This is a genomic window from Nocardia sp. NPDC004278 (assembly GCF_053602975.1).
In genome coordinates, this window is sequence record NZ_JBSGEQ010000002.1 from 459,171 (window position 1) to 471,508 (window position 12,338).

15 protein-coding genes are annotated in these 12,338 nt (G+C 65.4%); 7 read left to right on the forward strand and 8 right to left on the reverse strand.

What is annotated here, in order from left to right; all coding sequences use genetic code 11:
* Positions 1-177: 177 nt before the first annotated feature.
* Together ACWEO2_RS04705 and ACWEO2_RS04710 are read right to left on the reverse strand one after the other, a co-directional pair.
* Positions 178-669, reverse strand: coding sequence for a nuclear transport factor 2 family protein (locus ACWEO2_RS04705; protein ID WP_452404094.1), 492 nt, complete (start codon positions 667-669; stop codon positions 178-180).
* 10 nt (positions 670-679) lie between these two features.
* Positions 680-1,267 carry an NADPH-dependent FMN reductase gene (locus ACWEO2_RS04710; protein ID WP_452404164.1) on the reverse strand — a complete coding sequence of 196 codons (588 nt, stop codon included), beginning with the start codon at positions 1,265-1,267 and terminating at the stop codon, positions 680-682.
* A 136-nt stretch (positions 1,268-1,403) separates the two neighbouring features.
* Here ACWEO2_RS04710 and sigJ point away from each other — a divergent pair, with 136 nt between their 5' ends.
* Complete coding sequence (sigJ, locus tag ACWEO2_RS04715; protein ID WP_452404095.1) at positions 1,404-2,294, forward strand: RNA polymerase sigma factor SigJ; 891 nt, start codon at positions 1,404-1,406, stop codon at positions 2,292-2,294.
* Positions 2,295-2,383: 89 nt separating this feature from the next.
* Here the strand turns inward: sigJ and ACWEO2_RS04720 are convergent, their stop codons facing one another.
* Entirely contained in the window at positions 2,384-3,124 is a 741-nt protein-coding gene (locus ACWEO2_RS04720) for an SDR family oxidoreductase (RefSeq protein ID WP_452404096.1), read from the reverse strand.
* A 454-nt stretch (positions 3,125-3,578) separates the two neighbouring features.
* Entirely contained in the window at positions 3,579-4,115 is a 537-nt protein-coding gene (locus ACWEO2_RS04725; protein WP_354953270.1) for a TetR/AcrR family transcriptional regulator, read from the reverse strand.
* A gap of 134 nt (positions 4,116-4,249) precedes the next feature.
* Between ACWEO2_RS04725 and ACWEO2_RS04730 the strand changes: the two genes are divergently transcribed.
* On the forward strand, positions 4,250-4,777 hold the full coding sequence (locus tag ACWEO2_RS04730) for an anthrone oxygenase family protein (RefSeq protein WP_452404097.1): 528 nt from the start codon (positions 4,250-4,252) through the stop codon (positions 4,775-4,777).
* An 11-nt stretch (positions 4,778-4,788) separates the two neighbouring features.
* Entirely contained in the window at positions 4,789-5,256 is a 468-nt protein-coding gene (locus tag ACWEO2_RS04735) for a nitroreductase family deazaflavin-dependent oxidoreductase (RefSeq protein ID WP_452404098.1), read from the forward strand.
* Positions 5,257-5,437: 181 nt separating this feature from the next.
* On the opposite strand, the gene ACWEO2_RS04740 is transcribed toward ACWEO2_RS04735, so the two are convergent.
* From ACWEO2_RS04740 to ACWEO2_RS04750, 3 genes are read right to left on the reverse strand one after another with little or no spacing between them, the layout of a single operon-like run.
* On the reverse strand, positions 5,438-5,920 hold the full coding sequence (locus ACWEO2_RS04740; protein WP_452404099.1) for a hypothetical protein: 483 nt from the start codon (positions 5,918-5,920) through the stop codon (positions 5,438-5,440).
* 46 nt (positions 5,921-5,966) lie between these two features.
* Complete coding sequence (locus ACWEO2_RS04745) at positions 5,967-6,308, reverse strand: hypothetical protein (RefSeq protein ID WP_452404100.1); 342 nt, start codon at positions 6,306-6,308, stop codon at positions 5,967-5,969.
* 44 nt (positions 6,309-6,352) lie between these two features.
* Positions 6,353-7,255, reverse strand: a complete 903-nt coding sequence (locus ACWEO2_RS04750) for a VOC family protein (protein ID WP_452404101.1) — start codon at positions 7,253-7,255, stop codon at positions 6,353-6,355.
* Positions 7,256-7,381: 126 nt separating this feature from the next.
* On the opposite strand from ACWEO2_RS04750, the gene ACWEO2_RS04755 reads away from it, so the two are divergent.
* Complete coding sequence (locus ACWEO2_RS04755; RefSeq protein ID WP_452404102.1) at positions 7,382-7,831, forward strand: MarR family winged helix-turn-helix transcriptional regulator; 450 nt, start codon at positions 7,382-7,384, stop codon at positions 7,829-7,831.
* Between the two features lie 267 nt (positions 7,832-8,098).
* Here the strand turns inward: ACWEO2_RS04755 and ACWEO2_RS04760 are convergent, their stop codons facing one another.
* A complete protein-coding gene (locus tag ACWEO2_RS04760; RefSeq protein ID WP_452404103.1) occupies positions 8,099-8,773 on the reverse strand; it encodes an alpha/beta hydrolase in 675 nt (224 codons plus the stop codon).
* A gap of 46 nt (positions 8,774-8,819) precedes the next feature.
* On the opposite strand from ACWEO2_RS04760, the gene ACWEO2_RS04765 reads away from it, so the two are divergent.
* The 3 genes from ACWEO2_RS04765 to ACWEO2_RS04775 all read left to right on the forward strand — a co-directional run bounded on the left by ACWEO2_RS04765 (position 8,820) and on the right by ACWEO2_RS04775 (position 12,332).
* On the forward strand, positions 8,820-9,341 hold the full coding sequence (locus tag ACWEO2_RS04765) for a hypothetical protein (RefSeq protein ID WP_452404104.1): 522 nt from the start codon (positions 8,820-8,822) through the stop codon (positions 9,339-9,341).
* Positions 9,342-9,856: 515 nt separating this feature from the next.
* A complete protein-coding gene (locus tag ACWEO2_RS04770) occupies positions 9,857-10,603 on the forward strand; it encodes a hypothetical protein (RefSeq protein WP_452404105.1) in 747 nt (248 codons plus the stop codon).
* A 1-nt stretch (position 10,604) separates the two neighbouring features.
* Positions 10,605-12,332: a non-ribosomal peptide synthetase gene (locus ACWEO2_RS04775; protein WP_452404106.1), complete on the forward strand. Its 1,728-nt coding sequence runs from the start codon at positions 10,605-10,607 to the stop codon at positions 12,330-12,332.
* Positions 12,333-12,338: the final 6 nt, after the last annotated feature.

The window sequence follows — 12,338 nt, forward strand, 5'->3', positions numbered from 1 at the left end:
GATCCAGCTGCGCGGCATACTGCACCAATATCTCGGCCGGTCCCGACGGTGACTGGCGACGGTTCCAGATGACCCGGAAGCTCGAGGCCACTCGTTCACCGATGACGAGGCCATGCGCGACAGGATGCCGCCCACGGGCTTGCCAGCGGCTGCGGCGACCCCGTGGGCAGCGCATGATCACCCCTGCAGTTGGGCAGCGGATACGTCCACACCCAGTCCGTTCTCTCCCGGCGGTGAGCCCGGCAGCGGCGAGTTGTCGAGGTATCGGATCTCGTAGACCCGCTCAGTGAACTTCCAACCGTCGGCCGTTCGCCGGTAGCGATCGTGGTAGATCGCATAGTTCAAATGTGAACTGCCGCTTCGCAACCGGCCGAATTCACAGATGTGGGCGCGGCCGGAGGCGGTATCGCCGTCGATATCGACCGCGCCGGGATGGGTGTGCTGCACGAAGTAGTCCCAGGCGTCTTGCATTCGCGGCATTGCGGTCTCTAATTCGGCGCGTCCGGAGACTTCGATACCCGCGTCGGGGATGCGCAACACCGCGTCGTCGGTGAACAGCGTTGCCAGGCGCTCGAAGTCGTGCATCATCACCGCGTCGGTGAATCCGGCGCAGAGTGCTTCGATTTCGATACGGTCGACGAGTGACCGAAAGTCGTTCGGCGTAGACATCATTGGCTCCTCAGGAATTGACGAGAGTGGTTTCGGCACTGGCCTGCCGTAGCGGTGCGAGCGCGCGGCTCCATGCGACGACCTGGTCCAACAGCGTGCTCAGGGCTGCGGCGTGGCGGTCGCCCGGTGTGAAGGTGGTGTAGTTCTCGAAATCGGTGAGCACCGAGATCGTGACCTGATTGCTCACATCGGCCATGCCCAGGGCTCCGCAGACCAGCCGCAGCTGCTCCACCGCGCGGACACCGCCGCCCGCACCGTAGGAGACGAATCCGACCGCCTTGTCGGCCCACTGCGCGAACAGGTGGTCGATCGCGTTCTTCAGCACTCCTGGTGCCGAGTGGTTGTACTCGGGGGTCACTATCACGAAGCCGTCGAACGGGGCGATTCGCTCGGCCCAGGCTCGGGTGTGCTCATGGACGGAGGGGCCGAACATCGGCGCCACCGGCTCGTCCAGATGCGGTAGCGGGTGGTCGCGCAGGTCGATCAGTTCGAACTCGGCGTCGTCGCGACGCGATGCCATGTCCAGAACCCACTGGGCGACCTGTGGGCCGTTGCGGTTGGGCCGGGTACTGCCGAGAATGATGCCGATTCTGATCATGTCCGGGAACTCCTGCTCTGCTGAAAGTGTCACGACCTTCCGACGATGCAGCGGGTCGGAATGTCAGGCCGTCTCACAGTCCGGGTGGCTATTTCGTCAATTAGGTGAGGGCCGCATCGACCGAAGGAGCCGACACATGACCGATCCACAGCTGCGCTCGGTGATCAGCGAACGCCGTCAGCTGATCAATCTCGCCTACCGCCTGCTCGGCTCGCTGGCCGAAGCCGAGGATGTGGTGCAGGAGACCTATGTGCGCTGGTACGCGCTATCCGAGCGGCAGCGGCAGGATGTGGCGGCGCCAGGCGCCTGGTTGACCACGGTCGCCAGCCGCATCTGCCTCGATCTGCTCGGCTCGGCGCGAACCAGGCGGGAACGCTATGTGGGCGAATGGATTCCGGAACCGGTACCCGACCGTTCCGAATGGCTCGGTGGCCCGGCGCCGGCCGATCCCGCCGACCGGGTCACCCTCGACGAGTCGATCAGCATGGCCTTCCTGGTTGTGCTGGATTCCATGACACCGGCCGAGCGGGTGGCCTTCGTACTGCACGACGTGTTTCGCTACTCCTTCGCCGAGGTCGCCGACATCGTCGGGCGCACCCCCGCGGCCTGCCGTCAGCTCGCCTCCTCCGCCCGCCGCCGCATCCACACATCACAGGGTCCATCGGGCACCCAGCGCGCCGAGGTGGTCCGGGACTTCAAACGGGCCTGGGAGACAAGAGATATCGAGGCGCTGATCGGCCTGCTCGATCCGCAGGCGACCGCGACCGCGGACAGCGGCGGCCTGGCCCCGGCCTTCCTGCACCCGATCAATGGCGGCGAGCAGATCGCCCGCGCCTGGGTCGAAATCGCCGCCCGAGCCCCCGAGGTGGCACTGCTCGAGCGCACCGTGAACGGCCAACCCGGCCTGGTGGCGCAACTCGCCGACGCCATCGTGTCCGTCTACGCCTTCGATGTCGCCGACGGCCGCATCACCCGTATCTGGGCCATCCGGAACCCGGAGAAGCTGCGGCCCTGGACGGCGGGATGAACTGTGCCGACCACGCAACCCGGTGAGATGAGTGGGACGCGCACTTGGGCGGGCAAGGCCAGGCCTGAAGCGGGCCGGTATCCGCTGATTCAGTGGGCTTTCTGGAGCCAGTCCCGGTAGTGCGTTGGTGCCAGGTGCGCGTCCGGGCCTGCGATGAGCACATCGCCGGGGACGGCTGCGAACATGCCAGCCGTGTCGTCGGTGACGACGGTCCGGCTGTCGTGCTGTGCCGCGAGGGTAGCCCTGCCGAGTTCGTCGAGCCGGAAGACATCCGGGCCTGCGACGTTCCAGATCCCGCGCAGCGGGGCGCCGGTGGCGACCTTGACGACCGCGTCGACAACATCGGCGCCGGCCATCGGCTGGATCGGGGTTGCGGGCAGGCGGACGGTATCGCCATCGGAGGTCCAGGACAAGACCGCGTCCATGAACTCGAAGAATTGGGTGGTGCGCACGATGGAGTACGGCGTTGGCCCCTGCCGGAGCAGATCCTCCTGCAGGGCCTTGGCCCGGTAATAGTCCAGCTGGGGCACCTGGTCCACGCCGACGATCGACAGGATGACCTGGTGCCCGACACCGGCCCTGTCTCCTGCGGCGAGCAGGTTGGTCATGGAGCTTCGGAAGAACTCCAACGACGCCTCGTCGAAGGTCGGCGAGTTCGCCACGTTGACCACGACATCGGCGCCCTCCAGCGCCTGGTCCAGGCCCTTCCCCGTGATCAGGTCGACACCGGTCGACGGTGCCGCGGGGACGGCCTCGTGTCCGGCCGCAGTCAACTTTTGGACCACTTGCGAGCCGATCCGTCCGGTACCACCGATGACTATGAGCTTCATAGTTCTCCCCTATTCACGTGCCACCCGAACATCCAGGTTGATAGCGGCCGATTGCACTGATGCCCGAAGTCCCGTTTTCCGCGCCAGCCCGAAGTCGATCCCTTCTCCACGGCCGCGCCACCAGTAGTCGACTACCTTGTCTCACTTCCAGCATCCCATCAGCAAACCGCCGATGGGGTGTTTCTGTCAGACGCCCATGAATTCGAACCCTGCGGCGTCATGCCGGAACTCGACGGCAGAATCGAGCAGATTGTGTGGATCCCATACGGCCCCATGGACGACAGATTCGCATCTCGGACCGGCTCGGTGGCCACCTGCACTACATCCTGCCCGCCTAAATGACCTCAGCGACATGACATCTCAACCATCCGCACATGCCGATGTGCGGGCGGCGTGTGCTAGTCCTGCGCGTACCGCTAGCGGATACACACGTGTCGGAGTCATCAGCGTCGTGTCAGCTGAAAAGGCCGGCGCGCGCGGCGGTCAGCGACAGTGCGGCGGCGGCGTCGGCGGTGGTGTCGTCCACTGACTCGCCTGTGATCAGGACACGTAGGTAGATAGGCGCCACAAGGGTTTTGATCACCTCGGCGGCATCTGTGCCGCTGGGAATCTCGCCGCGCGTGATCGCACGCGCGACGACCGGCAGCGCCCGGCGGATACGGTCGCGGAAGACATGACGCGTGGCATCGGGCGGCGACGGCAACCCGGCGGAGGGCAGCATGACCGCGAGGACCGCCCGACCGGACGGGCTGTTGATCCACCCGACGAGGCTGCGCGCCAGCGCACGCAAATCGTCCTCGACCGAACCGGTATCAGGAATGGGGATTTCCGCGGCGACACTGTCGGCCAGCGCATCGGCGATCAAGGCGTCGCGGTCGGGCCATCGCCGGTAGACCGTGGTCTTGTGCACACCGGCGCGCTGAGCGACGTTGTCGACGGTGAACGCGGAGTACCCTCGCTCGCTCAGTTCAACGACGGTCGCGGCGAGCACGGCTGCGCGAACCTTTGGTCCACGGCCGAGGGGCGCGGCAGAACTCATTGCAACTCCCAGTTGCGATATCGGTGAAAGTCGGGCAGGCTGACAATATCGCAACTCGGTGTTGCGATGTGGAGATGGGAGTTCCGATGCTGTCGAAGTCCGTCCGAGCTGCGGCCCTGTTGTTTCCCGGCCTGCTCGCCGGAGCGTTCGGATATGGCGCGGTGAACGTGCTATACGCATTTCGTGAAGTGCCCCTTGATGTTCGGTTCACGTTTCATACCGCGTTGATGCGCGTCAACGGCCCGGTCATGCAGACACTGATGGGTCTGGCCGTCCTGAGCACACTGCTGCTGGCGGTGCGATCGAAGTCATGGCCACGGTGGGTCGCGGCGAGCGCCTCGGCGCTGACGTTCGTCTCGTTCCTGGTGACCCGTTTCGGGAACGTGCCGATCAATCAGCAGATCAAACGCTGGGCAGTGGGAACACCACCCGGCGATTACGTCGAAATCCTCCGGCGCTGGGAACTGTTCCATTTCACTCGAACCGGGTGTGCACTCATCGCATTCGTCCTGGTGATCACGATAGTCATCGGGTCCGGCGCTATCGACGAACACAACCGCCAACCCGGCAGGGCCGGCGGCAAGCCCGCTATCGATGTACACCCAGCGCACTGAAGGAAGACCCGGTGACGACACTGTCCACCAAACACAAGATCCGCAACCGCATAGTCGCGCTCTCGCATCGCGTCGGCTTGCCGTTCGGCCCCATGCAACTGCTCACCCTCCCTGGCCGCACCAGCGGGCAACCCCGGACCACTCCCGTCGCGCCGGTACTCATCGACGGCACCCACTACCTCGTACAGGCGTACCCCAACGCCGACTGGGTGAAGAATGCCCGAGCCGCCGGTCACGGCGTGCTGACGCGCGGGCGGAAAACCCGGATCGTGAATCTGATCGAGGTGCCCGAACAGCAGCGTGAACCCATTATGCGCGAGTTCCCCACCCAAAACCCAAGGGGAACACAAGCTTTCATCAGAAACGGGCTGGTCGACTCCGCTTCACCGGACAGCTTCGCCGCCGCAGCGCCCCGATGCCCGGTATTCCGCGTCGAGCCGGTGAACACGTTGGGAACATCGACTGGACCCGCCTTGTGAATGCCATGGAGCGAACAGCTCGAAATATAAGGTACGCCTCAGCGTGGCGAACATCCGGAAGTGCCGCTGGGCGGGCGATTTGAGCAGTGAGATCCACAGCGGCGCAGACCGTCCGATGATGCCGCCGGATGCGCGTACCTCGGGTGACAGACCCGGCTTCATGTGGCGTGGACAGCCGGGCTCACCGAGCCGTGAACGTACCCAACCCCGAGGACAGAGTGATGCCGAAGCCACCGGCGGTCGCGATTGCGACGATCTGTCCGGCTCCGGTGAACACCGGCACCGGAGCCGGGGCGCAGTCGCAGGGCTGCTGCGCCGTTTCCCGATCCGCCACGTCCACCACACCGATGGCTCCGGTCGTCAGGTTCGACCACTGGATCCGGGCGTGGGAGTCGAAAATGGTGCCACCGCCGAAGGGGGCGGGGTTGGCGACACCGAAGGTAGTGACCCCCGGGGCGTCGCCGACGGTCGCCGTCAAGTAGATACTGAATTGCGTTGGCACACCCCATGATTGGGATATCTTCACCAGCGGCAGCCGGAACGTGGTCATTTCCGCGGCGCGAGCGACGGTGTGCTGTCCCAGCACCGACGCGCCGACCACCGCACCGGCGACACCGAATTTGGCGACCACGCCGGCCACCCGGCCAACCACGTTGTTCGTCACTAGCCCTCCTCACGGTCGATTCCGGCCTGCATCCAGATCGGCGACATCATGACGATCGATCACGTGATCGCCGGATCAGCTTCGCCGACAGCCCCATTCCCAGCGCTGCCCGCGCATTGGACAAGGCGCCACGAACGGGCATCCCGCCCAGTAAACAACCCGAGGTGCGATATTTGCGGCATCGACCCGCCCAGACTTGCGGCATGCCGGTCGCGTGACAGGGCTCGATCTTGATCAGGACACGCTTTCCGGCGGCCACAAAGACATCGGCGCCCTTGTTGGCAGCGGCGGTGCAGAAATCCGTGCCGACCGCGGCAGCGTTCGATGCACCCCGAATTACCTGGATGCAATTGAGGAAATGCCCTAGCACGTTGCGCGGTACGCGCATTCCTGTCGCGGAAATATCCCGCGATGTTTGTGGCTCGGCCGGAACTATCCGATCGGGTTCAGAATCCCAGATGCACGAGTCTGCGCTACCGAAGAGAAGCGGTGCCCCCAGTAGCTGGGCTTGTTGTAGGTTCGCGCCACCCAACTGAGATCGTCCACGACCAATCCTCCAAGCCCGAGTTCGATCTGGAAGCTCGACGGAGTCGTGATGTAGATCGAGGTCATGAGGTCGTTGGTGTGCCGACCGAGGCTTTGCATGATTTCGGTGTCGTGCCGTTCCAACAGATCAATCGCACGGCCCAGGTCGTCCATGTTCTCGTATTCGAGCATGAGGTGGTTGAACCCCACGTGTCCGGGGAATTCGGCGAGCGCAAGAGAGTGGTGCCTCCCATTGATGTGGTAGAAGCGGACATTGAAGTAGTCGTTGACGATTCGGTCCGACAACCGGAATCCGAGGACGTCCGAATAGAACTCGTTTGCCTTGTTCATATCGGGGACCTGGAAAACGACGTGCCCCAGACCTTGGTCGCCGGTGACGAAGCGCCCTCGCATCACTCTTCCGGGCTGAAACGAGTTCGGGGTGGCCGCCTTGCCCCACGTCAGCTCATGCCGCAGACCCCAAGGGTCGCAGAACCAGGCCAGCTCGGCTACTTCTCGTTCCCGACACAAGTCGGCATCACCCCAGTAGATATCGACGCCACGCTGAGTCAGCTGCTCGACATAGGCCCGCAGATCGGTTTCGTTTGCAAGCCCCCATCCGGCGTACCGGAATTCGTCCGCGGTGCCGGGATGGATCGAGATTCGATGGTTGATGTCGTCGACTGCGAGCCGGACTGCGCCGTCGGGTCCATCGGGTTTCACCATCGCTCCCAGAAGGCCGGGGCCGTAGCTGCGCCAGCTGTCGACATGCGGCGAGGCGACGCCGACATACGAAAGTTCTTGGATCATAAGAGTTCTCCCCACTCGCTGCCGCGGGCGCTGTGTGCTCACGGCATGCCGAGAAGGTAACACCATATGCCAATCATTGGCAATGCCAGTCATTGGCAAGTCTGTCTTATCGGATACCATTCGCGTATGGAATCACCCGACCGGGACGCCTCCCGCACGCTCGACGGCAGGCTGGGGTACCTGCTGGTGAGGGCGGCGATGCGTGTCCGCCAGCGATACACCGCCGTGCTGTCCGTCCATGGACTGCTGCCGAACCAGCACGCGATCCTGAGCCGGTTGAACGAGATCGGCCCTTCGCATCAGAAGCAGCTGGCCGACCGAGTCGGCCTCGATCCGGGCGACATCATCGCCTACCTCGACGGCCTGTATAAGGCTGGCTACATTCAGCGCGACCGCGACCCGGCCGACCGACGGCGCCAGATCGTCGCCGTGACACCGGCTGGCGTCGACGCGCTCGATAACGCCGATCGGGCCCTCGACGCGATGGAGGAAGACACATTCGCAAGTCTTGCCGTCGCCGAGAAGACCAGCTTCGCGGAGCAGCTTGCACGTTTGTCCGAATCATTGGGCCGATAGGGTGTGCGCGACCGCGCAATCGCCTACGCCACCCTCCACTGACAAACGACACGCACAGCGTCGGACCTGCGCTGCCACATGATGTCTCGCCGATCCCTGCGACATCCTCGGATCGCCTGCCGCTGAACAGGTTTCGGAAACCATGTTGCGGAACGGCTTTCGAAACGATTCGTGACTCTCTCCCGTCTGGACTATCTCGCATCGAGGTCCCTCCCCTGGACACCGCCACGATCCTGAGCGCATGGGAAAGGCGCGCCACGACATCAGCTAGTGGCCGCCGAGCAGTCCTTGTTCGGCGGCGTACGCCTCGAGGCGGTCCGCCAGCTCGTGTGGGCGGCTCAGCGCAGGGGTGTGCCCGCCGTCGATCTCGTCGGGGGTGATGCCCAGGCGCTCTTGGGTGACGCGGTGCAGGAAGCCAGTGGGGAATAGGCGGTCGTCGTGTCCGATCAGGACTCGCGTGGGGACACCGGGCCAGGTGTCGAACGGCGACGGTTCGCTCATCCGGGCCTCGGACTGGGTGCGCGATCGGTTCAGCGCTTCGGCGGCCAGCTCCGGCGGAACGTCCTGGTAGAAAAGGGCGATCGGATCGTCGTACCGGACCCGCTCTTCCTCGTCATATCTCGTATTGGTCCAGTAGTCGGCGGGCGCCTCTCCCGGCCTGGGGATCATGGGCGCGATCAGGACGAGCAGTTCCACCGCCACCCGGTCGCAGACGAGCGGGGCGGTGAAGCCGCCGAACGATTGCGCGACCACGACGAGATCGGTCCGGTCGCCGACCGCACCGACCACGGTGTCCGCGTACTCGGACAGGCCAGCCGAGTCGTCGGCGCATGGCAGATCCGGAGCGATGGTCGCATGGCCTCGTGCATGCAGTTCGGCCGCCACCAGATGCCAGTACCAGCCGACATCGCCAGCGCCGTGGATGAAGACGAATGTGGCCATCCGGCCTCCTTCCCAAGAGCCTGATCGAGATTGCCGCCTGGCTCGAGTGCAAATCGACGCGCAGGCCACACTTCCCGGTTTCGTGGTGAGGTTAGGCGACGGCACCGACAATCTCGGCCGCATTGCGGGTGCGCAGCAAAGCGTTTGCCAGGGAGAGGTGGGGTTTCTCGCCGTCTCGATTGGTCAATATTTATGCAGCGGTCCGTCGGTCCGCACGATCGGCACCCGCCACACACCAGCTGCACCACCCCGCCCGAGAACCGCGCCACCTTGCGCGAACAAGGAGGAAGAACAAGTGCGTTCCAACAAAGTCGGTGCCATCGCCGTTGCACTTGCTGCCGCCACCGTCGCCGCAGCAAGTCCGGCGCAGGCCGCTGAACCCGCCCCCGGTGCGCCCAACGAGATCATCTCGATCGATCTCAACCTGCTGGGATGTTCCATCGGCGCTGGGCTGGGCGTGGACCTCGTACTTGCCCTCGCCAGCAGTGGTTCCAGTTCCAACGCCAGCGTTTCCTCCGGACTGGCGGCCCGTCTGCGCGCCGTCGGTTGCCTGCCCTGGCCTCGGTAATCGTCAAACCCGCGTCGGCTGGCCCGATGTGGGGTGATCTCCCTGTCTGCGGTCTCGGCGCGGCCTGGTAACCAGGCTGCGCCGAAGCCGCAACTCGCCTGTGTGGCAATGATTGTCGGCTCGCAAGTAGCGGCGCCACTCGAACAGATCGCGCGAATCTCGCACTCCGATCGGCGATTCCGGGTTTTCGATCTCGTCGGGCGCGCGACTCCGGAAGCCGACCACCGTGCGTACTCAACCCCGCAGGGAATCATCAGGGACGCATACTCATTCAAATATCACCCGATCTTGATAGACCGAATCCACTGCGTACCAGCAACATTCGCGATATCCCCACCATCGGGAATGCAGGAGGGACTACGGCGACCCGCGCCATCGGGTTTACTTGCAGGAATCAACCCTCGCTGCAATGGAGCGTCCACGTGGGGTCAGATTCATCGCAGGCAAACCGACACGGTGGCATCGTCCCGCCGGGTTTCATCGGCCTCGAACCGGGTGCTAACGAATACCTCGTTGTGGCAGTTGATTTCGACCTCACCAGCCGTGGTGAGGCGGGGTTCCGTGACCTCGCGACGCTGCTGCCCGAGCCGGTGACGGTCTGGCTGACCGCCCAGCCGCCCGCGAGCGTCGCCGATACGGCGTCGGGTGCGGCCTACACCGCGTGGTGGTGGGATCGGCTTGCCGCATCCGGTGCACAGATCGACGCGGTACTCGGGTATTGCGCGGGCAGTGTGTTCGCCTGCGCCCTCGCCGATGAGGTGGCACGTCGGCAAGGCCGCCGACCCGCCACCGTCGTCTTCAATCCCGGTCGCCCCACCAGGGATTCGGTGTTCCGCGATATGCGCAGCACCCTGACTTCGCTGTCTTCGCTGTCGGCCGCCGAACGCGACGACCTCATCGGCGCGGCGAGCGCCCTGCTCGAGGAGTGGCCGCGTGATATTCCAAGCATCCTGGATCGACTCCTGGCGCTGTATCGCGACGCCGCCAGCGACGCCTTCGAACGAGTCGGTATCGCACCGGACGTCGGTGCCGAGCTGATCGATGTGTTCGCCTCCTACACGGCGTATTTGAGGGCGGCGTCATCCATTGCGCCGCACCCTCACTGGTCGTCGGCGACCGCCGTGATCTCTGTGGAAGACGACGGGGAACCAGGCTTCACCGCGCAACGCATCCCCACCGCGATCGGCCGCCGCGACCTGTTGCGCACACCCCAGGTCGCCCGCCTGGTCCTGAACGCGATGCAGCCGGAAAGTAGGAGATGACATGGCGACCGGCACCTCCACTGTCACAGAGCTGTTCCGCGAACAGGTGCACCGGATCGGCGATGCCACGGCCGTCGTGCATCCACGCGGGCGGCTGAGCTACCGCCAGCTCGACGACGTCTCCACACGACAGGCCCGAGCATTGCACCGCCACGGCGTGCGCCGCGGCGACCTCGTCGCGGTGTACCTCGACAACTCCGTCGATCTGGTCATCGCGCTGCTCTCGATCGTCAAGAGCGGGGCGGGTTATCTGCCGCTGGCCGTGACCGATCCACCGCCGCGGACCGAGGCACTGCTGCGGGCGGCCGGACCGAAACTCGTTCTGGTCGAGCAGCACTGCCCACAGTGGATGTCCGGACTCACTCCCAGCGTCCCGATGGGCGTGCAGACCCACGACGACTCCCCCGGCAACGCGCCACTCGGCCCGGCGCCACACGATGCCGCCTACGTCATCCACACGTCCGGTTCCACCGGCCGACCCAAGGGCGTCGTCATCGAACACGGTGCCCTCGCAACATATCTGCGCTGGGCCGTGACGTGGTATCCGGGCTTGGCCGGGTTGGTGCGCGTACACTCCTCGCCAGCGTTCGACATGTCGGTGACGAGTCTGTTCGGCCCGCTGGTCGCGGGTGGAACGCTCGATATCGCGCCCCTAGACGACCCCGGCGAGACCCACGACGCGCCGACCTTTCTCAAGGTGACTCCCGCACATCTGCCGCTGCTGCGCTCCACCTTCCCGCACTGCGCACCCACCTCGGACCTCATCGTGGGCGGCGAGGCGCTCACCGGTGCGATGCTCGCCGACTGGCGGCGCGAGCATCCGGCGGCCGCCGTCGTCAACGAGTACGGGCCCACCGAGGCGACGGTCGGCTGCTGTGTCCACCGGGTGGGGCCGGGCGACGCACTCGCACCCGGGCCCGTCCCCATCGGCCTGGCCACCCCGGGCACCCGGCTGCACCTGCTCGACTCGCGACTCCTTCCCGTCGACGAGGGTGAGTTGTACATCGCCGGGTCCCAGCTCGCGCGCGGCTACCTGCACAGCCCCGGGCTCACGGCCGCCGCCTTCGTCGCCGACCCGCTCGGGCCGCCCGGCACTCGGATGTACCGCAGCGGCGACCGCGTCCGCCGCCGAGACGATGACCTGCTCGAATTCGCCGGCCGGGTGGACGACCAGCTGTCCATCAACGGATTCCGGGTCGAACCCGGCGAAATCGCCGACATGCTCACCCGGGCCGCCGACGTGGATCGAGCCGCGGTGGTCGCTCGCGATAACGGATCCGCGGGCACCGGGCTCATCGCGTACGCCACACCAGCACCCGGCGCCACCCCGACCGCAGGCGCGCTGCGGCAGTACCTGGCCGACCGGCTTCCGGGACACCTGGTGCCGACGACCATCGTGCTACTCGAAGCGTTCCCACTGACCCCGAACGGCAAGCTCGACTACGCCGCACTGCCGGAACCCACGGAAAGTGCTGGACGGCAGGCGGATTCGTCCGCAGCGCCGCAGACACCCACGGAACAGCTCGTCTGTGAGCTCATGGCCGAACTGCTCGAACTCGAAGAGGTCGGCGTCGACGACGACTTCTTCGCCCTCGGCGGAACCAGTCTGGCCGCCGCGCGCCTGGTGACCCGGGCCCGCCGCAGCGGCGTGGATTTCACCCTCACCGACGTGCTGAGCCACCGCACGGTGCGCAGGTTGCTCGATCCCCACTTTCCGGCCCGACACTGAGGAGAC